The organism is Saccharophagus sp. K07, assembly GCF_014336955.1.
In the GTDB taxonomy this organism is placed as follows: Bacteria; Pseudomonadota; Gammaproteobacteria; order Pseudomonadales; family Cellvibrionaceae; genus UBA5868.
Genome location: NZ_QRAI01000004.1, coordinates 340,874 through 360,688, shown reverse-complemented (window position 1 = coordinate 360,688; position 19,815 = coordinate 340,874). Strand labels below are relative to the sequence as shown.

Here is a 19,815-nt window from a genome sequence, read left to right as displayed (position 1 = left end):
ATAAAGAAACTGATTAATTAGCCAGCATCTTTGGCGATTTTACTTTTCGCGATAACTTCATCAGCGACGTTACGCGGTGCTTCGGAGTATTTCAAAAACTCCATTGTGTAAGTAGCTCGACCTTGAGTTGCAGAACGCAATGCTGTTGCATAGCCGAACATTTCAGCCAGCGGCACTTCAGCATTTACGATTCGTCCACTTGGGCTTTGATCCATTCCGAGGATCAGACCACGGCGGCGGTTCAAGTCGCCAACCACGTCACCCATGTTCTCCTCAGGGGTAACAACTTCCACCTTCATGATGGGCTCTAACAGAACCGCTCCACCTAACTGAGCCAGCTTTTTCGTGGCCATAGAGGCCGCGATTTTAAACGCCATTTCAGAAGAGTCGACATCATGGTATGAACCGTCGAATACAGTAGCTTTCAAGCCCAACAATGGGTAGCCAGCCAAAACACCGTTCTGCATTTGTTCCGCAATACCTTTTTGAATTGCAGGAATGTATTCCTTAGGAACAACACCACCGACGATTTCGTTAACAAACTCGAGACCTTCAGCGCTTTCATCCGCGCCTGGCTCAAAGCGAATCCAGCAATGGCCGTACTGACCGCGACCACCAGATTGACGTACGAATTTGCCTTCGATTTCGCATTTGTTACGGATAGCTTCGCGATACGCAACTTGTGGCTTACCGATGTTAGCTTCAACGTTAAATTCACGCTTCATACGGTCGACAATAATGTCGAGGTGAAGCTCACCCATTCCGCCGATAATGGTTTGACCAGTTTCTTCGTCGGTGCGAACACGGAATGAAGGGTCTTCTTGCGCCAGCTTGCTCAGAGCGATACCCATTTTCTCTTGGTCAGCCTTGGTTTTAGGCTCTACCGCAACGTGGATAACAGGCTCTGGGAAATCCATACGCTCCAGAGTAATGATGTGCTCTGGGTCGCAAAGAGTATCGCCAGTAGTTACATCTTTAAAGCCGATACCAGCAGCGATATCGCCTGCCATTACTTCTTTGATTTCGTTGCGTTGGTTTGCGTGCATCTGAACCATGCGACCTACGCGCTCACGCTTCCCTTTTACAGGGTTGTAAACGGTATCTCCAGAATTCAGTGTTCCTGAGTACACGCGGAAGAAGGTCAAAGTACCAACGAATGGGTCGGTAGCAATCTTGAACGCCAATGCAGCGAACGGCTCGTCATCACTAGAAATGCGTCGAGAAACCGTTTCACCATCTTCCAACACACCTTCAATGGCTTTTACTTCAGTCGGAGCAGGCAGATATTCAATTACGGCGTCCAGCATTGCCTGAACACCTTTGTTTTTGAACGCAGATCCGCCCAATACAGGAATGATCTCACTCGCCAAAGTGCGCGCACGAATACCAGCTTTAATTTCTGCTTCGGTTAATTCTTCTCCCTCGAGGTATTTATTCATCAACTCTTCGGAAGATTCAGCAGCGGCTTCGACCAACTGCTCGCGCATTTTTTTGCATGTTTCCAACAGATCAGCCGGAACATCTTCGTATTTGAAGGTCATTCCGTTGTCGTGCTCGTTCCAGATGATGGCCTGCATTTTGATCAAGTCGACCACACCTTTGAATTCGTCCTCAGAACCAATTGTCATCTGAAGAGGAACTGGGTTTGCACCCAAGCGAGTTTTCAATTGCTCAACAACGCGCAAAAAGTTTGCGCCGGTACGGTCCATTTTGTTGACGAATACAAGTCGCGGAACTTCGTATTTGTTAGCCTGACGCCAAACCGTTTCGGTCTGGGGCTGCACACCTGAAGATCCACACAGAACAACGACCGCGCCATCGAGAACGCGCAGAGAACGCTCAACTTCGATCGTGAAGTCGACGTGTCCGGGAGTGTCGATAACGTTGATGCGGTGTTCTTCGAACTGGCCGGCCATGCCTTTCCAGAATGTTGTTACCGCAGCAGAAGTAATCGTGATTCCACGCTCCTGCTCCTGAACCATCCAGTCAGTTGTTGCAGAACCTTCGTGGGTTTCACCAAGCTTGTGAGACAAACCTGTATAAAACAGAACGCGCTCAGTCGTGGTTGTTTTACCTGCATCTACGTGAGCACAGATACCAATATTGCGGTATCGCGCAATGGGAGTTTTACGTGCCACAGCTGTATCCCCGTTAAAGAAAAGAATTCGTTGATAACGAAAAGGCAGCGATTGAGCTGCCTCTTTGTTGCAGTATTTGTGAAAAACTTAAAAACGGAAGTGAGAAAATGCTTTGTTGGCTTCAGCCATGCGGTGAACGTCTTCACGCTTCTTAACAGCGCCGCCTTTATTTTGTGAGGCGTCGATCAATTCACCAGCCAAACGTTGCGGCATGGATTTCTCACCGCGGCCACGTGAGTACTCTACCAACCAGCGCATTGCCAGTGCAGTACGGCGACTGGGGCGAACTTCTACTGGCACCTGATAGGTGGCACCACCAACTCGGCGAGATTTAACTTCGACGAGAGGCGCAACATTGGCGAGAGCCTCTTCGAATACTTCAACCGGGTTTTTCTTCAAACGCTCACCGACCACTTCCAACGCGCCGTATACGATTTTTTCGGCAACGGATTTTTTACCGCTGGTCATGACGTGGTTTACAAATTTTGCTATGGACTGACTTCCGTACTTAGGATCTGGAAGAACTTCGCGCTTAGCAACAACTCTTCTTCTAGGCATAAATAAAACTCACTTAATTCAGGTTGCCTGAGATTCGGCTTTTTGCCCACTCAGCCTTACTGATGTTTATCGAAAAAACGCAGATGCAAAGGACTTATTAGCCCTTAGGACGCTTGGTACCGTACTTAGAACGACCTTGCTTACGCTTGGTTACGCCAGCAGTATCCAAGGAACCACGAACTGTGTGATAACGCACACCCGGCAAGTCTTTAACACGACCGCCGCGAATCAATACCACACTGTGCTCTTGCAGGTTGTGGCCTTCACCACCGATGTAAGAAGTCACTTCGTAACCGTTTGTCAAACGTACGCGACATACTTTACGCAGCGCAGAGTTCGGCTTTTTCGGCGTAGTGGTATAAACGCGGGTACACACACCGCGACGTTGTGGGCACTGTTGCAGTGCGGGAACGTCACTTTTTTGCGCTTTGCGTTTTCTCGGCTGACGAACCAACTGGTTGATCGTTGCCATGAAACTAAACTCCAAATAATAAATACTTCCTTGCGGAAGACTATTAACATTAATCGGGCAAACAAATGCCCGCCCACGGAAATCGCGGGTGGCGCATTCTACTGACGCCACCCGCGATCGTCAAGGCGCCCTCATGGCGCGCATCTTACTCAGCGCTTGACTTCAACGCTTCGGTCAGAGCTGCTTCCACCTCTGCCGCGCTGACGCCATCGGCAGAAGAAATTGACAAGGCAGCATCGCGTTTACGACGACGCTCACTGTGGTAAGCCAACCCAGTACCAGCAGGAATCAGTCGGCCTACAACAACGTTTTCTTTCAAGCCGCGCAACTCATCCAGTTTTCCTGTAACCGCAGCTTCGGTGAGAACGCGGGTGGTTTCCTGGAACGATGCAGCAGAAATGAAGGACTCGGTCGCCAAAGATGCTTTGGTGATACCCAACAACTGACGTTCGAATCGCGCTGGTTGCCGTCCTTCTGCACGCAATTTTTCGCAATCTTCGAGCACGCGGGTGTATTCCACTTGCTCGCCTTTAACGAATTCGGAATCACCCATGTCGATGATTTCCACTTTGCGCAGCATTTGACGAACGATCACTTCAATGTGCTTGTCGTTGATCTTCACGCCCTGGAGACGGTAAACGTCCTGAATTTCGTTGGTGATGTACGCTGCCAGAGCTTCAACACCTTGCAGGCGCAGGATGTCGTGCGGGTTGGCTGGACCATCGGAGATGATTTCACCTTTGGATACGATCTCACCTTCGAACACAGTCAATTGACGGTGCTTCGGAATCAGCACTTCGTAATAAGTAGAACCGTCAGGCAGCAACTCTCCATTGGTAGGAGTGATGATCAAACGGCGCTTACCTTTGGTTTCCTTACCGAAGGATACGGAACCGGAAATCTCCGCCAGGATCGCAGGCTCTTTCGGCTTACGAGCTTCGAACAAGTCAGCAACCCGCGGCAAACCACCGGTAATATCGCGTGTTTTTGAACCTTCTTGCGGAATACGCGCGATAACATCACCGACCGCAACCATGTCGCCGTCGTTCAAGCTGAGAATCGCACCAGAAGGCAACATGTAGTGCGCCGGCTGATGGCTATTTGCCAGCATCAACTCTTTGCCATAAGCGTCGACCAGAGTGACCGCGGGCTTGAGATCTTTACCAGCAGAAGGACGCTCCGCCGGATCCATTACCTCGATAGAAGACAGACCGGTAATTTCATCCGTTTGACGGCGAATGGACAGACCGTCTTCCATACCGGAGAAGGTTACGCGACCAGCCACCTCGGTAATGATCGGGTGAGTGTGCGGGTCCCATTTGGCGACGGTGGTACCGCCTTTCACATCCTGGCCGTCTTTTACGGAAATGACCGCACCGTACGGAATTTTGTAACGCTCACGCTCACGACCTGCAGCGTCGGCAACAGCAAGTTCACCAGAACGAGAAACCGCAACCAAGTGGCCATCTTCGCGCTTCACGACTTTGACGTTGAGCAGACGGATAGTACCGTCCTGCTTGACCTGAATACTGTCAGCCAAAGAGGTTCGGCTTGCCGCACCACCGATGTGGAACGTACGCATGGTCAACTGTGTACCAGGCTCGCCGATGGACTGCGCCGCGATAACGCCGATGGCTTCACCAACGTTTACACGGTGACCGCGCGCCAAGTCGCGACCGTAACACTGGGCACAGATACCGTAACGAGTTTCACAAGTAATCGCGGAGCGTGCACAAACTTCGTCGATACCCATGCCTTCGATGCGTTCAACCCACTTCTCATCAATCATGGTACCGGCTGGAACCAAGATTTCATCTGATCCAGGACGCATTACATCGCGTGCAACCACACGACCGAGGATACGGTCACCGAGAGATTCGATAACGTCACCACCCTCGATAACAGGCGCCATGATCAGGCCTTGATCGGTGCCGCAGTCGATTTCTGTAATCACTACGTCTTGCGCTACGTCCACCAGACGACGAGTCAAATAACCGGAGTTCGCGGTTTTCAACGCGGTATCCGCCAAACCTTTACGCGCACCGTGAGTGGAGATGAAGTACTGCAGAACGTTCAGACCTTCACGGAAGTTTGCCGTAATTGGCGTTTCGATAATGGAGCCGTCAGGACGAGCCATCAAACCGCGCATACCCGCTAACTGACGGATCTGAGCAGGTGAACCCCGTGCACCGGAGTCGGCGTACATAAAGACGGAGTTGAACGAATCCTGTTTCTCTTCCTTACCGTCGCGATTGATAACTTTCTCTTTGGAAATACCTTCCATCATCGACTTGGCGACCAAATCGTTGGCGCGCGACCAGATGTCGATGACTTTGTTGTATTTCTCACCTTGGGTCACCAAACCGGAAGAGTACTGAGATTCGATCTCTTTCACTTCCGCTTCGGCACGACCGATGATGTCCGCTTTATCGGCGGGAATTTCAAAGTCGTTTACACCGATGGAAGCGCCGGATTTGGTACTGAAGTCGTAACCCATGTACATCAAGCGGTCGGCAAAAATAACCGTCGCTTTCAAACCAACCACGCGATAGCAGTAGTTGATAGAAGCAGAAATCGCCTTTTTCACCATGGGTCGGTTGATCATGTCGAACGGAATACCGTCTGGAACGATTTCCCACAAGAGCACACGACCAACAGTGGTTTTTACCAGGCGGATTCTTTCTTCCTTCTCACCATCTTCACGCAGCGTGACTTCGCGGATACGCACTTGAATACGCGCTTGCAGATCGACGCTTTTTGAGTAGAACGCACGGTTCACTTCTTTTGCATCGGAGAAGACCATGCCCTCGCCTTTAGCATTGATGCGCTCACGGGTCATCCAATACAGACCCAGAACCACGTCCTGAGAAGGCACGATGATCGGCTCACCAGATGCAGGCGACAGAATGTTGTTGGTCGACATCATCAGCGCACGGGCTTCCAATTGCGCTTCGATGGTCAGAGGCACGTGCACCGCCATCTGGTCACCGTCGAAGTCCGCGTTGTACGCGGCGCAAACCAACGGGTGCAATTGAATCGCTTTACCTTCAATCAATACAGGCTCGAACGCCTGAATACCCAAACGGTGCAGAGTCGGCGCACGGTTCAGCAATACAGGGTGTTCGCGAATGACTTCGTCGAGGATATCCCATACCACCGGCTCTTCGCGCTCAACCATTTTCTTGGCTGCTTTGATGGTGGTCGCCAGACCGCGCAATTCCAGCTTGCTGAAGATGAATGGTTTGAACAGCTCGAGCGCCATTTTCTTTGGCAGACCGCACTGGTGCAGACGCAGGGTCGGACCGGTCACGATTACGGAACGGCCGGAGTAGTCAACGCGTTTACCCAACAGGTTCTGACGGAAACGACCTTGCTTACCTTTGATCATGTCGGCAAGCGATTTCAGAGGCCGCTTGTTGGAACCGGTAATCGCACGACCGCGACGGCCGTTATCCAACAGGGCGTCTACCGCTTCTTGCAGCATACGCTTTTCGTTGCGCACGATGATGTCGGGCGCATTCAAGTCGAGCAGACGCTTCAAGCGGTTGTTACGGTTGATAACGCGACGATAGAGGTCGTTCAAGTCAGAAGTTGCGAAGCGGCCACCGTCGAGTGGTACCAACGGACGCAGATCCGGTGGCAACACAGGTAGAGCTTCCAGAATCATCCACTCCGGCTTGTTACCGGATTGCAGGAAGGCTTCGATGAGCTTCAAGCGCTTGGATAATTTTTTGATTTTGGTTTCGGAATTGGTGACCGGAATTTCTTCGCGCAGTTTTTGCGCTTCCGCTTCCAGATCCAGGTCGCGCATCAGCGCCTGAATCGCTTCCGCACCCATTTTGGCTTCGAATTCGTCACCGAACTCTTCCATAGCCTCAAAGTACTGCTCGTCGGTCAGCAATTGGCCGCGCTCGAGCGTGGTCATGCCGGGATCGACAACCACGTAAGATTCGAAATAGAGCACGCGCTCAATACTGCGCAGGGTCATATCCAGCAGCAAACCTATACGGCTTGGCAGGGATTTCAGGAACCAGATGTGCGCAACAGGGCTGGCCAATTCGATGTGGCCCATGCGATCGCGGCGAACTTTCGCCAAAGTCACTTCCACACCACATTTTTCACAGATGATGCCGCGGTGCTTCATACGCTTGTACTTACCGCACAAGCATTCGTAGTCCTTCACTGGACCAAAGATTTTGGCGCAGAACAAACCTTCACGCTCAGGCTTGAAGGTACGGTAGTTGATGGTTTCCGGCTTTTTCACTTCGCCGTATGACCAGGACCGGATCATCTCGGGAGATGCCAAACCAATTCGAATCCCATCAAATTCTTCGGATTGGCCCTGGTTTTTCAGTAGATTCAATATGTCTTTCAAGCTCTTGCCTCCAGTGGGTGCGGTGCACAGTGGGCGCCAAATGGCAGCCCACCACCCTTAATGACCAAATCGCTTAGTTGCCGTGTTCCAGTTCGATGTTGATGCCGAGAGAGCGGATTTCCTTAACCAATACGTTGAAGGATTCCGGCATACCTGGCTCCATACGGTGATCGCCATCGACGATGTTTTTGTACATCTTGGTACGACCTGCGACGTCGTCCGACTTGACGGTGAGCATTTCCTGCAAGGTGTAGGCCGCGCCATAAGCTTCCAGCGCCCACACTTCCATCTCTCCGAAACGCTGACCACCGAACTGCGCTTTACCACCCAGCGGCTGCTGAGTAACCAAGCTGTAGGAACCGGTGGAACGAGCGTGCATCTTGTCGTCCACCAAGTGGTTCAGCTTCAACATGTACATGTAGCCAACAGTGACCGGACGCTGGAATGCATCGCCGGTACGACCATCGTACAGGGTCATCTGACCTGACTCTGGCAGATCTGCCAAACGCAACAGAGCTTTGATCTCGGCTTCTTCGGCACCGTCGAATACTGGCGTTGCCATTGGAACACCCGCGCGCAGATTTTGCGCCAATTCGATCAACTCTGCGTCGCTCAGAGAGTTCAATTCCTCTTTACCTTTGGAGTTGCCAGTGCGGTTGTACACTTGCTCAAGGAACTCACGCACTTCAGCAACGGCGCGCTGCTCTTTCAGCATGCGATCGATTTTATCTCCGAGACCTTTTGCCGCGAGACCGAGGTGGGTTTCCAGAATCTGACCCACGTTCATACGCGACGGTACACCCAGAGGGTTGAGCACTATATCCACTGGCTCGCCGTTTTCGTCATAAGGCATGTCTTCGACAGGCATAATGACGGAGATAACCCCTTTGTTACCGTGACGACCGGCCATCTTGTCACCCGGCTGAATACGGCGTTTAACAGCGAGGTAAACCTTGACGATTTTCAGCACGCCTGGAGCCAGATCGTCGCCAGTAGCCAATTTGCGTTTTTTATCTTCAAAACGCTCGTCGAGCTCTTTACGACGCTCTGCCAACTGAGCTTCGGCTTTCTCCAGCTGTTCGTTCAGAGCTTCATCCGCCATGCGGATTTTGAACCACTCTTTTTTGTCCAATTCGGCCAAGATTTCTGCAGTGATCTCAGCACCTTTTTTGATGCCTTTACCACCAACCGCTTTTTGACCGATCAGCGCAGCGCTCAGACGCTCAAAAGTCGCTGCTTCAACGATGCGGTATTCTTCGTTGAGGTCTTTGCGGACTTTGTCCAACTGGATTTTTTCAATTTCCAGAGAACGCTGATCTTTTTCCAGACCATCACGTGTGAACACCTGGACGTCGATAACCGTTCCACGAGTGGAAGTCGGTACACGCAGCGAGGTGTCTTTAACGTCAGACGCTTTTTCACCGAAGATTGCACGCAGCAGTTTTTCTTCTGGAGTCAGCTGAGTTTCACCTTTGGGCGTTACTTTACCGACCAGAATGTCGCCAGGACCTACTTCCGCACCTATATAAACGATGCCGGACTCATCCAATTTGGCCAGAGCGCCCTCACCGACGTTCGGAATATCCGCGGTGATTTCTTCGGCACCGAGTTTGGTATCGCGCGCGATACAGGTCAGTTCTTGGATGTGAATGGTGGTGAAGCGGTCTTCTTGCACCACTCGCTCAGACACCAGGATGGAGTCTTCGAAGTTGTAACCATTCCAAGGCATGAACGCGATGCGCATGTTCTGGCCGAGAGCCAGCTCACCCAGGTCAACGGAAGGACCGTCCGCCAGGATGTCACCGCGAGACACTGCATCACCAATGCGCACGATTGGGCGCTGGTTGATACAGGTGTTCTGGTTGGAGCGGGTGTACTTGGTCAGGTTGTAGATATCAACGCCCGCTTCACCCGCCACAACCTCATCATCCGCCACGCGGATAACAATGCGGGCGGCGTCCACACGCTCTACCACACCACCACGCTTAGCGACCACGCAAACGCCTGAGTCGGAAGCCACGTGGCGCTCCATACCGGTACCAACCAGAGGTTTTTCAGCACGCAACGTCGGCACTGCTTGACGCTGCATGTTCGAACCCATCAATGCACGGTTAGCATCGTCGTGCTCGAGGAACGGAATCAAAGAAGCCGCAACCGATACAACCTGACGTGGTGACACGTCCATGTATTGGACTTCTTCCGGAGCCTTCAAGGTAAATTCGTTCTGGTAGCGCACGGAAACGAGATCGTCGATCAAACGGCCTTCGTCGTCCAGTTTTGCAGATGCCTGAGCAATAACGAATTGTGATTCGTTGATTGCAGACAGGTATTCGATCTGATCAGTCACTTTACCGTCGACCACTTTGCGCACCGGGCTTTCCAGGAAGCCGTAATGGTTGGTGCGGGCGTATGTTGCCAATGAGTTGATCAAACCGATGTTCGGACCTTCAGGGGTTTCAATTGGACATACACGACCATAGTGCGTCGGGTGAACGTCGCGGACTTCGAAGCCTGCGCGCTCGCGGGTCAAACCGCCGGGGCCCAAGGCCGATACGCGGCGCTTGTGCGTCACTTCAGACAGCGGGTTGTTTTGGTCCATGAACTGCGACAGCTGGCTGGAGCCGAAGAATTCTTTCACCGCTGCCGCAACCGGTTTGGCGTTAACCAGATCCTGCGGCATCAAGCCTTCGCTCTCTGCCATGGACAGGCGCTCTTTTACAGCGCGCTCAACACGAACCAGACCAACCCGGAATTGGTTTTCCGCCATTTCACCAACGGAACGCACACGGCGGTTACCCAAATGGTCGATATCGTCGACGGTGCCTTTGCCGTTGCGGATATCGATCAAGGTCTTGATAACGTCGACTATGTCATCGTTGGACAGAGTGCCTTCGCCTGTTTCGGCATCGCGGCCGAGGCGACGATTGAACTTCATGCGACCTACTGCAGACAGGTCGTAACGCTCCTGACTGAAGAACAGGTTGTGGAACAGGGTTTCTGCAGACTCTTTGGTCGGCGGCTCCCCTGGACGCATCATGCGGTAGATTTCTACCAACGCTTCCAATTGTGTCCGGGTAGGATCTATGCGGAGAGTTTCAGAAATGAACGGACCGCAATCCAGTTCGTTGGTATAAATGGTTTCAATTTCGTTAATGCCGTATTTAACGAAGGTTTTTAAAGTGTCTTCGCTGATTTCGGTATTACACTCCAACACCACTTCGCCAGTAGTGGCATCGATAATATCTTTCGCCAGCGAGCGGCCCAGCAAATATTCACGCGGAACAGACAGCTCGCTCACGCCAGCTTTTTCCATCTGGCGAATATGACGAGCAGTGATACGACGGCCTTCTTCTACGATGACATTGCCGTCTTTATCTGTAATCGCAAAGGACGCCACGTCACCGCGGAGGCGGGCAGGAACGAGCTCCAGCTTGGCAGTCTTATCATCGATCAGACGGAATTTGTTGGTCTCGAAGAACATGCCCAGCATTTCTTGTGAGCTGAATCCGAGAGCGCGCAACAAAATGGTAACGGGCAGCTTACGACGACGGTCGATACGCACGTATACCAGATCTTTTGGATCAAATTCGAAATCCAACCATGAACCACGGTAAGGAATAATGCGCGCGGAATAGAGCAATTTGCCCGATGAGTGTGTTTTGCCTTTATCGTGTTCGAAAAAGACACCAGGAGAGCGGTGCAACTGGGACACGATAACGCGCTCAGTACCATTGATCACAAAGGTACCGTTGTCAGTCATGAGCGGAATTTCGCCCATGTAGACTTCTTGCTCTTTGATGTCTTTGATTGTTTTAGTCGAAGACTCTTTATCGTAAATAATCAGACGCACTTTGACGCGCAGCGGCACCGCAAAAGTCGCACCGCGGAGAATACATTCGTTGACGTCAAAGACAGGTTTGCCCAAGGTATAACTAACGTATTCCAAGGCGGCATTGCCGGAATAGCTCACTATGGGAAATACTGACTTAAAAGCCGCATGCAATCCCATATCAAGTCTTTTGTTGGGAGCGACATCGGCCTGAGTAAATTTTCGGTAGGAATCCAATTGAATTGCCAGAAGGTAAGGCACCTGCATCACCGTCGGCAACTTGCCAAAATCCTTGCGGATACGTTTTTTCTCAGTGTACGAGTAAGCCATCAGTATTCCTCAGCTTGTTCACGGGGCATTGTCTAGGCAAGACATAGGAAGTGGCGGACTTCCAAAATTCCGTGGTTATGACACGGGTAAATCAACTACTCGACCGTAAATTGAGCACCACTCGGCCTGCGAGGCCGTAAACGGAAAAAGGCCAGCAGGCAAAAATGCCTGCCAGCCCTCTGCCAAACCGAAATTTGGCATAAAGTAGAACCAACTTATTTCAGCTCGACAGTAGCGCCAGCTTCTTCCAGTTGTTTCTTGGCGTCTTCTGCTTCGGCTTTGGAAGCAGCTTCTTTCAAAGTTTTTGGAGCGCCGTCTACCAGGTCTTTAGCTTCTTTCAAGCCCAGACCAGTCAGAGCGCGAACAACTTTGATCACGTTAACTTTCTTGTCGCCAGAGTCTTTCAAAATGATGTCGAACTCGGTTTTTTCTTCTGCAGCAGGAGCGGCAGCAGCGGCAGCAGCCGGAGCAACTGCAACAGCAGCGGCAGCAGAAACGCCGAATTTTTCTTCCATCGCTTTAACCAGTTCTACAACATCCATTACGGACATTTCGGCGATTGCATTCAAAATATCTTCTTTAGACAGAGCCATTACTCAATCTCCAGATTGTCAAAAATAAATTGTTTCGTTTAAGCCACTAATCTATAGAGATTAAGCGGCTTCTTGTTTCTGATCACGCACAGCTGCGATAACGCGGGTAATTTTGCTCGGTACTTCGTTGAATGTGCGAGCAAGCTTGGTAATAGGACCAAGCATGACGCTCATCAGCATTGCCAGAGCCTGGTCGCGAGTCGGCAGTGTCGCCAGCACATCAATTTGAGTTGCTGGGAACATTTTTCCGCCTACCGCCAATGCCTTGATTTCAAATTTTTCGTTTTCTTTGGCGAAATCTTTGAAAAGACGAGCCGCTGCACCTGGATCTTCCATGGAAAATCCGAAAATGCTGGGGCCTTTTAAAGCGTCTTGAACACATTCGAACTCAGTGCCCTCAAAAGCGCGACGAGCCAATGTGTTGCGCACTACTTGCAACCGCACATTGTTTTGTCGAGCTAATTTGCGCAAAGCGTCCATTTTGTTTACCGTCACACCACGTGCGTCGGCAATTACCAGTGACAACGCGTTGACCGCAGTCTCGTTAACATCAGCAACAATTGCTACTTTGTCTTCGAGTCTAATAGCCACAATAACTATCTCCTGGACTTGATGATCGGATAAAGCAACACAATGCATTGCTCTATCCCGTTTCGGTGATCACTTCCAGTAAAAACTGAGCAGGGTCACACCGTCTGCGTAGGATCGAATTGGTAATCTGTTTTAGCCTTACTTTTTCGGATTAAGCCGATTTGCATCGGCTCCTACGGTCTTTGACAGTCCGGCAATGCCGGACCCCAAAGTCTGTACTCTCTTATGCTTCAAGAGAGGATAAATCGATATTCAAACCAGGTCCCATGGTGGTGCTCAAAGAAACTTTCTTGAGGTACACACCTTTTGAAGTGGATGGTTTGATTTTTTTCAAATCTGCAATCAAGGCTTCCAAGTTCTCTTTGATCGCTTTTGTATCGAAAGAAATCTTGCCAATACCGCCGTGGATAATACCGCCTTTATCAGCACGGAAGCGAACCTGACCGGCTTTTGCGTTTTTAACAGCAGTAACAACATCAGGCGTTACGGTGCCAGTTTTCGGGTTTGGCATCAGGCCGCGAGGACCCAATACTTGACCCAACTGACCAACAACGCGCATAGCGGCAGGATCTGCGATCACAACATCGAAATCCATCATGCCGCCTTTGATTTGCTCGGCCAGATCTTCCATACCGACAAATTCAGCACCAGCTGATTTAGCAGCTTCAGCGTTAGCACCTTGGGTGAAGACAGCAACGCGTACACTCTTACCAGTACCGTGAGGCAGAGTGGTAGCACCGCGAACCGCTTGGTCGGATTTACGCGGATCGATACCCAGATTGATAGCAACATCAACGGTTTCAGAAAACTTAACCTTTGACAGCTCTTTCAGCAGGGCAACGGCTTCTTCAATAGAATATTGTTTGGTGGAATCCACTTTCTCGCGGATTGCTTTTTGACGCTTAGATAACTTTGCCATCTTACAGACCCTCTACTTCCAGACCCATTGAACGAGCAGAACCAGCGAGGGTTCTAACTGCTGCATCCATACTCGCGGCAGTCAAGTCGGGAGCTTTAGCCTTGGCGATTTCTTCCAACTGAGCACGAGTAACTTTGCCCACTTTTTCAGTGTTAGGACGGCCGCTACCGGATTTGACACCAGATGCTTTTTTCAGCAAGTAGGTGGCTGGAGGGGTTTTCATTGTAAAAGTAAAGCTGCGGTCGCTGTAAACGCTGATGACCACAGGAACCGGTGAACCGGGTTCCAAATGTTGCGTTTGCGCGTTGAAGGCTTTACAGAACTCCATGATGTTCACGCCGCGCTGACCCAGAGCTGGACCAACCGGTGGACTTGGGTTTGCTTGACCCGCTTTTACTTGCAATTTAATGTAAGCTTCAATTTTCTTTGCCATAAATACCTATCCTCATAAGAATGGGTGTTAGCGCCTCCCGACAGCGGCAGACTGTCGTTCGTCGGCTCCCCCTCTACAAACACTCGGTCTGCAGAGACACAAAAACCTCCGCTGGCCAGAGCCAGTGAAGGTTAAATTTTTGCCATTTTTAGCTGAAGTTAGCTTTTTTCAACCTGGCTGAATTCGAGCTCAACCGGAGTTGAACGACCAAAAATCAGAACTGCAACACGCAGACGATTCTTCTCGTAGTTAACTTCTTCAACAACCCCATTAAAATCGTTGAAAGGACCGTCGATGACTCGGACCATTTCGCCGGGTTCAAACAAAGTTTTGGGCTTGGGCTTGTCAGCTGAATCGTCGACTCGCTGAAGAATTGCCTGGGCCTCTTTTTCGGTAATTGGTGCAGGCTTATCCGCCTTGCCACCGATGAAACCCATCACGCGAGGGGTTTCTTTTACCAAGTGCCATGTATCGTCATTGAGTTCCATCTGCACCAGGACATAACCCGGGAAGAATTTGCGCTCAGATTTACGCTTCTGACCGCCTCTCATTTCAACAACTTCTTCGGTGGGGACCAACACCTCACCAAAAAGGTCCTGCATATTGTGCAGTTGAATTCTTTCTTTTAATGCAGACGCGACTTTTTTCTCGTAGCCAGAGTATGCATGAATAACGTACCAACGTTTTGCCATGTTATCCCCTAGCCGATTACCAATTTAGCCAAATGCCCAATTGCCCAGTCCAAGATCCACAAAATAATTGCGGTAATAATGACAACTACCGCTACCAACAAAGTCGTTTGATTGGTTTCTGCATTTGTCGGCCAAACAACTTTGCGAACTTCAATCTGGGCGTCTTTGAATAGATTCCAGGCTGCATTACCTTTGGCTGTATTAAATGCAATGAAACAGCAAACGCCAGCCAAAGCAATCAACGCAAAAACTCGATAAAGGAGCTTTATTTCATCTTGATAAAAGCTGTTGGCAAATACACCAGCACCAATCAACAGAAAGACAACCAGCCACTTCAAGCCGTCTAAGCGGTATTCACCTGATTCAACTTTCGAATTCATGCCTTGACCAACAAATGCCTTTGAATTTGGCAGGCCAGGAGGGACTCGAACCCCCGACATTCGGTTTTGGAGACCGACGCTCTACCAACTGAACTACTGGCCTGTATTAAACATTCCCTTGCAATAGAAAAAGGTTGGCTTCAACAAGCCAACCTTTTCATCCGATTTACGCAAATTACTCGATGATTTTGGCAACAACGCCCGCACCTACTGTACGACCGCCTTCGCGGATCGCAAAGCGCAGACCTTCGTCCATCGCAATCGGAGCAATCAACGTCACTGTCATCTGAATGTTGTCGCCTGGCATTACCATCTCAACACCTTCTGGCAGTTCGCACGCACCTGTTACGTCCGTAGTACGGAAGTAGAACTGTGGACGATAGCCTTTGAAGAATGGAGTATGACGACCACCTTCTTCTTTGGACAGAACGTAAACTTCTGACTGGAATTTGGTGTGCGGCTTGATTGTGCCCGGCTTAGCCAATACTTGACCACGCTCAACTTCGTCACGCTTGGTACCGCGCAACAATACACCGATGTTCTCACCTGCACGACCTTCGTCCAGCAGCTTGCGGAACATCTCTACACCAGTACAGGTGGTTTTGGTGGTTGGGTTGATACCAACGATTTCAATCTCTTCACCAACTTTGATGATGCCGCGCTCTACACGACCGGTTACTACAGTACCGCGACCGGAAATGGAGAATACGTCTTCGATCGGCATCAGGAACGGCATGTCGATTGCGCGCTCTGGCTCTGGGATGTAAGCATCCAGAGTTTCAACCAGTTTGCGTACAGCTGAAGTACCCAGACCGTTGTCGTCTTGGCCATTCAATGCCATCAACGCAGAACCCACGATGATCGGAGTGTCGTCGCCTGGGAAGTCGTAGTTGGACAGAAGTTCACGAACTTCCATTTCAACCAGTTCCAACAACTCAGGGTCGTCAACCATGTCTGCTTTGTTCAGGAATACTACGATGTAAGGTACACCTACCTGACGAGACAGCAGAATGTGCTCACGAGTTTGCGGCATCGGGCCGTCAGCTGCAGAGCAAACCAGGATCGCGCCGTCCATCTGGGCAGCACCGGTGATCATGTTTTTCACGTAGTCAGCGTGTCCGGGGCAGTCAACGTGGGCGTAGTGACGAGCCGGGCTTTGGTATTCAACGTGTGCAGTAGAAATGGTAATACCACGCGCTTTTTCTTCTGGCGCCGCATCAATACCATCGAAAGTTACTGCTGTGCCGCCCCAGGTGTCCGCACATACGCGGGTCAATGCCGCTGTCAAAGTGGTTTTACCATGGTCTACGTGACCAATCGTACCCACGTTCACGTGCGGTTTCGTGCGTTCAAATTTTTCCTTTGCCATCGCTAGCGCCTCTTTAACTAAGACTCAACACATTTAGTTGACGACACCGGTGAAGCACCAGCGCCTTATACAAATTCTGGACAACCCAAAGAAAATGGAGCTCATAACCGGATTTGAACCGGTGACCTCTTCCTTACCAAGGAAGTGCTCTACCAGCTGAGCTATATGAGCTTGTTCCACTACACGTTCGACTTATGCGGAGCCGAGCACAGTCAAAATGGGCTGGAGCGGACAGCGGGAATCGAACCCGCATCATCAGCTTGGAAGGCTGAGGTTCTACCACTGAACTATGTCCGCTTTCTTTTTGGTCATAAGAAGCAATCGGCTTTTATGACGACTGGTAGACCTTTAAGATCGATCCAGGCTTTATTGGTGCAGGGGGGTGGATTCGAACCACCGAAGCTCGCGCGTCAGATTTACAGTCTGATCCCTTTGGCCACTCGGGAACCCCTGCGAATTTTTTCTTTTTTTGCCAGCTAGATAGCTGGAGCTGGCGAGAGGAATCGAACCCCCGACCGGCTGATTACAAGTCAGCTGCTCTACCTACTGAGCTACGCCAGCAATTCACGCTTTTAGCGTCCAAACTGTCCGGCTTTCACCCTTTTCGGCGGAGCCATCGTTTGTGGAGGCGGGATTCTAGTGAAAGTTTTTGGCAGAAGCAACATCTGAGCACAAATTTTGTCGCTGCTGCAGAGAAAAGTGTTCGCGCATGAGAGACTGCCACGCAGTTTCTGCAATTTTGAATTCTTCTCCCTGCCCAAGCATCACCCAGATTTCTCGATAAGACCTGCCTACGCTCTGCAGTTTTGGAGTAAGCCCCTGCTTAGTCAACTCACGCACACGCGCTTCTGCCAGATCACGCCGAGTAAATACACCTAGGGAAATTCCATTTTCCAGCTCCCCTTTAGGAATGATGTAACTGTCGACACCGCGCGCCTGTAATTCTGCCAAACGCCGCCGAGCAGCATCGCGATTGGTCAGCGGCTCGAGATATACCCAATATCCCTCCCCGGCCGGCAGATCCACGGAATGCTCAAACGACTGCACATCGAGCGCAGCTAAACGAGCAGAAAATTGCCGCGCCTCAAGCGAATTGGCAAAAGGACCAACCATCAAACAAACGGATTGGGCATCAGTTTGCGGCTCAGGCGGTGCACGAGGGAGCATTTGCTGTGGGTCGAGTTCATTCAATAGCGAAATAGTTTCGGCTGGCGCCGAAGCAATTACATTTTCAGTTACCGGACGGTCCAAATGCTTTTTTTTCGGCGCAGCAACCAAAGTGCTCCAAATCAGCAACAGCGCATTCGCAGCCAAAAGAAACCAAACAATCCAACGCATTGATGCAACAAATCCAGCTGGAATTTAACCGTTATTGTTATATATCACCGAAGCAATGCCCCAGTCCTGAAGGACATTTTAAGGAAGCGCAATAGCCAAACCATCCATTACCAAACCCGGTACCACTAATGGAGACTCTTCTTTCCACAATTCAAACCCGAGCCCAACGAGAAATTCACCGTCACCACCAGCAAATATCCAGCGAGGCCGATCGAGGTTAGCCGAGGCTGATTTCGCAATTTGCTGCAAAAAACCTCCATATAGAGCAGAAAATCCGGCGTGAATACATTCCAGTGTAGTTGTACCCGGTTGATCGCGCCGCATGACTGTTGAATCTGCTAATCGGATAGCATCTGCGGAAGACAACAAACCTGATAGCGCCGTCCGCACACCAGGAGCTATAAAGCCACCAACATGCCTGCCGTCAGACGACAAAAAATCCACCACCAAGGCAGTTCCGCCATGCACGACTACCAAGTCTCGCCCTGGAGAAAAGTGGTGGCCAGCCAAAAGAGCCAACCATCGATCTACACCTAAACGCAACGGTTCCGCATATGCGACATTCACACCTGCAAAAGGGCTTTTAACAACTGCAATTTCTGCATCTATGCCACAGCACGCCTTGATCAACGTCACAAAAGAAGTTGTTTTTTCGGGACCAACAACAGATGACAGGCGAATACGAGATCCGGATGGCAAATTTAACCACTCGGCCGGTACCGCATCCGGAAAGTCAAGAAATTGAATCGATGCACCTGGCTGAGCGTATCGCCATTTAATACGCGTATTACCAATATCCACATCAATAATCACGCTCGCTTCCTCAGCGATATTTCGCCACCTGCAAATACAACTTCGTTTCCGTCGACCAAAACCCGCAAACCGCCTTGGGGGTCCACCCCCAACAACTGACCATCAACGGAGCCTGTTGGCGACAACACGGAAATAGGATTATTGAAAAAAGCGCAGCGACTTTCCCAGCGGTCGCGATACGCGGCGAACCCCATATTCGGGAATGAACGAAATGCCGGCAGCAACTCCGATATCAGAGCCGCAATTAATTTATTGCGGCTTCCATGAAAACCCAGGCGCTTTAAATCAATCCATGGCTGGCTTATACGATCTTCGGACAGCGCATCACCCATGGTCACATTCAAACCAATGCCGACGACCACCACGCATTCGCCCGTCAGATCGCCACCAACCTCAATTAAAACACCACCCAGCTTGCGGCCATCATGAAGAAGGTCGTTGGGCCACTTTAATTCGACCTCATCGACACCGAACTGAGCCAACGTTTCAGCGATCAACACGCCAACGGCCAAACTTAAGCCTTCTAAAGCAGCAACTCCCTGATCGACATGCCAACGCAAACTTAAATAAATATTCCGCCCGTAGGGGCTGAACCACTCTCTTCCTCTCCGACCGCGCCCTGCAGTTTGCCGTTCAGCAAAACACACATCGCCGTGCCCGCCGTGCGCAAGCAAAAAGCTATTGGTGGAGTCAATTTCTTCGAAGAAATAAAAATTGCCCGTCAGGGCGCGAGACAAAGGCGTTATATCACCCTTGATTTGCTCCAGCTTGAGAAGATCCAATCCGCCGAGAATTCGGTAACCCTTTCCTTTATTGGTCTCTACCGGGATATCCATCGACATCAAATGCTGTAAACGCTTCCAGACGGCAGCCCTGGTTATTCCAAGACGCTCGCCCAATGCTTCGCCAGAATGAAATTCGCCGTCCGCCAAAATTTCGATCAGCAGTTTTAGATCCATGCACAAACACTCTGCGAAAAAACAAT

15 protein-coding genes and 5 tRNA genes are annotated in these 19,815 nt (G+C 50.6%); all 20 read right to left on the bottom strand.

Annotated features, from left to right (window positions below):
• Nucleotides 1–17: 17 nt before the first annotated feature.
• Nucleotides 18–2,138: an elongation factor G gene (fusA, locus tag DWB84_RS13880; protein WP_187410404.1), complete on the bottom strand. Its 2,121-nt coding sequence runs from the start codon at nt 2,136–2,138 to the stop codon at nt 18–20.
• 87 nt (nt 2,139–2,225) lie between these two features.
• The gene (gene rpsG / locus DWB84_RS13875; RefSeq protein ID WP_187410403.1) at nt 2,226–2,696 is read right to left on the bottom strand and encodes a 30S ribosomal protein S7; all 471 of its coding nucleotides are present in this window, start codon (nt 2,694–2,696) and stop codon (nt 2,226–2,228) included.
• Nucleotides 2,697–2,793: 97 nt separating this feature from the next.
• Nucleotides 2,794–3,168, bottom strand: a complete 375-nt coding sequence (gene rpsL, locus DWB84_RS13870; RefSeq protein ID WP_187410402.1) for a 30S ribosomal protein S12 — start codon at nt 3,166–3,168, stop codon at nt 2,794–2,796.
• 145 nt (nt 3,169–3,313) lie between these two features.
• A complete protein-coding gene (gene rpoC, locus DWB84_RS13865; RefSeq protein ID WP_187410401.1) occupies nt 3,314–7,543 on the bottom strand; it encodes a DNA-directed RNA polymerase subunit beta' in 4,230 nt (1,409 codons plus the stop codon).
• Between the two features lie 73 nt (nt 7,544–7,616).
• Entirely contained in the window at nt 7,617–11,702 is a 4,086-nt protein-coding gene (gene rpoB / locus DWB84_RS13860) for a DNA-directed RNA polymerase subunit beta (RefSeq protein ID WP_187410400.1), read from the bottom strand.
• A 215-nt stretch (nt 11,703–11,917) separates the two neighbouring features.
• Nucleotides 11,918–12,295, bottom strand: coding sequence for a 50S ribosomal protein L7/L12 (gene rplL / locus DWB84_RS13855; protein ID WP_187410399.1), 378 nt, complete (start codon nt 12,293–12,295; stop codon nt 11,918–11,920).
• A gap of 60 nt (nt 12,296–12,355) precedes the next feature.
• Entirely contained in the window at nt 12,356–12,886 is a 531-nt protein-coding gene (gene rplJ, locus DWB84_RS13850) for a 50S ribosomal protein L10 (RefSeq protein WP_187410398.1), read from the bottom strand.
• A gap of 223 nt (nt 12,887–13,109) precedes the next feature.
• The gene (gene rplA / locus DWB84_RS13845) at nt 13,110–13,805 is read right to left on the bottom strand and encodes a 50S ribosomal protein L1 (protein ID WP_187410397.1); all 696 of its coding nucleotides are present in this window, start codon (nt 13,803–13,805) and stop codon (nt 13,110–13,112) included.
• A 1-nt stretch (nt 13,806) separates the two neighbouring features.
• On the bottom strand, nt 13,807–14,238 hold the full coding sequence (gene rplK / locus DWB84_RS13840; RefSeq protein ID WP_187410396.1) for a 50S ribosomal protein L11: 432 nt from the start codon (nt 14,236–14,238) through the stop codon (nt 13,807–13,809).
• A 158-nt stretch (nt 14,239–14,396) separates the two neighbouring features.
• Complete coding sequence (nusG, locus tag DWB84_RS13835) at nt 14,397–14,930, bottom strand: transcription termination/antitermination protein NusG (RefSeq protein ID WP_187410395.1); 534 nt, start codon at nt 14,928–14,930, stop codon at nt 14,397–14,399.
• Nucleotides 14,931–14,938: 8 nt separating this feature from the next.
• A complete protein-coding gene (gene secE / locus DWB84_RS13830; RefSeq protein ID WP_187410394.1) occupies nt 14,939–15,310 on the bottom strand; it encodes a preprotein translocase subunit SecE in 372 nt (123 codons plus the stop codon).
• 27 nt (nt 15,311–15,337) lie between these two features.
• Nucleotides 15,338–15,413: transfer RNA gene (locus DWB84_RS13825), tRNA-Trp, on the bottom strand.
• A gap of 72 nt (nt 15,414–15,485) precedes the next feature.
• Nucleotides 15,486–16,679: an elongation factor Tu gene (gene tuf, locus DWB84_RS13820; protein ID WP_187410393.1), complete on the bottom strand. Its 1,194-nt coding sequence runs from the start codon at nt 16,677–16,679 to the stop codon at nt 15,486–15,488.
• Nucleotides 16,680–16,774: 95 nt separating this feature from the next.
• Nucleotides 16,775–16,850: transfer RNA gene (locus tag DWB84_RS13815), tRNA-Thr, on the bottom strand.
• A 52-nt stretch (nt 16,851–16,902) separates the two neighbouring features.
• Nucleotides 16,903–16,976 (bottom strand) — tRNA-Gly (locus DWB84_RS13810).
• A 73-nt stretch (nt 16,977–17,049) separates the two neighbouring features.
• A tRNA-Tyr gene (locus DWB84_RS13805) sits at nt 17,050–17,133 on the bottom strand.
• 31 nt (nt 17,134–17,164) lie between these two features.
• A tRNA-Thr gene (locus tag DWB84_RS13800) sits at nt 17,165–17,240 on the bottom strand.
• A gap of 75 nt (nt 17,241–17,315) precedes the next feature.
• The gene (locus DWB84_RS13795) at nt 17,316–18,017 is read right to left on the bottom strand and encodes an SPOR domain-containing protein (RefSeq protein WP_187410392.1); all 702 of its coding nucleotides are present in this window, start codon (nt 18,015–18,017) and stop codon (nt 17,316–17,318) included.
• Nucleotides 18,018–18,095: 78 nt separating this feature from the next.
• Nucleotides 18,096–18,830, bottom strand: coding sequence for a type III pantothenate kinase (locus DWB84_RS13790; RefSeq protein ID WP_187410391.1), 735 nt, complete (start codon nt 18,828–18,830; stop codon nt 18,096–18,098).
• Nucleotides 18,827–19,789, bottom strand: a complete 963-nt coding sequence (locus tag DWB84_RS13785) for a biotin--[acetyl-CoA-carboxylase] ligase (protein ID WP_187410390.1) — start codon at nt 19,787–19,789, stop codon at nt 18,827–18,829. The genes DWB84_RS13790 and DWB84_RS13785 overlap by 4 nt, the downstream gene beginning before the upstream one ends.
• Between the last annotated feature and the right edge of the window lie 26 nt (nt 19,790–19,815).

Excerpts from the sequence above, each read along its gene's own strand:
- rpsG (WP_187410403.1), bottom strand. The coding sequence starts at position 2,696 with ATGCCTAGAAGAAGAGTTGTTGCTAAGCGCGAAGTTCTTCCAGATCCT.
- rpsL (WP_187410402.1), bottom strand. The coding sequence starts at position 3,168 with ATGGCAACGATCAACCAGTTGGTTCGTCAGCCGAGAAAACGCAAAGCG.
- rpoB (WP_187410400.1), bottom strand. The coding sequence starts at position 11,702 with ATGGCTTACTCGTACACTGAGAAAAAACGTATCCGCAAGGATTTTGGC.
- rplL (WP_187410399.1), bottom strand. The coding sequence starts at position 12,295 with ATGGCTCTGTCTAAAGAAGATATTTTGAATGCAATCGCCGAAATGTCC.
- rplA (WP_187410397.1), bottom strand. The coding sequence starts at position 13,805 with ATGGCAAAGTTATCTAAGCGTCAAAAAGCAATCCGCGAGAAAGTGGAT.
- rplK (WP_187410396.1), bottom strand. The coding sequence starts at position 14,238 with ATGGCAAAGAAAATTGAAGCTTACATTAAATTGCAAGTAAAAGCGGGT.
- nusG (WP_187410395.1), bottom strand. The coding sequence starts at position 14,930 with ATGGCAAAACGTTGGTACGTTATTCATGCATACTCTGGCTACGAGAAA.
- secE (WP_187410394.1), bottom strand. The coding sequence starts at position 15,310 with ATGAATTCGAAAGTTGAATCAGGTGAATACCGCTTAGACGGCTTGAAG.
- tuf (WP_187410393.1), bottom strand. The coding sequence starts at position 16,679 with ATGGCAAAGGAAAAATTTGAACGCACGAAACCGCACGTGAACGTGGGT.
- DWB84_RS13795 (WP_187410392.1), bottom strand. The coding sequence starts at position 18,017 with ATGCGTTGGATTGTTTGGTTTCTTTTGGCTGCGAATGCGCTGTTGCTG.
- DWB84_RS13785 (WP_187410390.1), bottom strand. The coding sequence starts at position 19,789 with ATGGATCTAAAACTGCTGATCGAAATTTTGGCGGACGGCGAATTTCAT.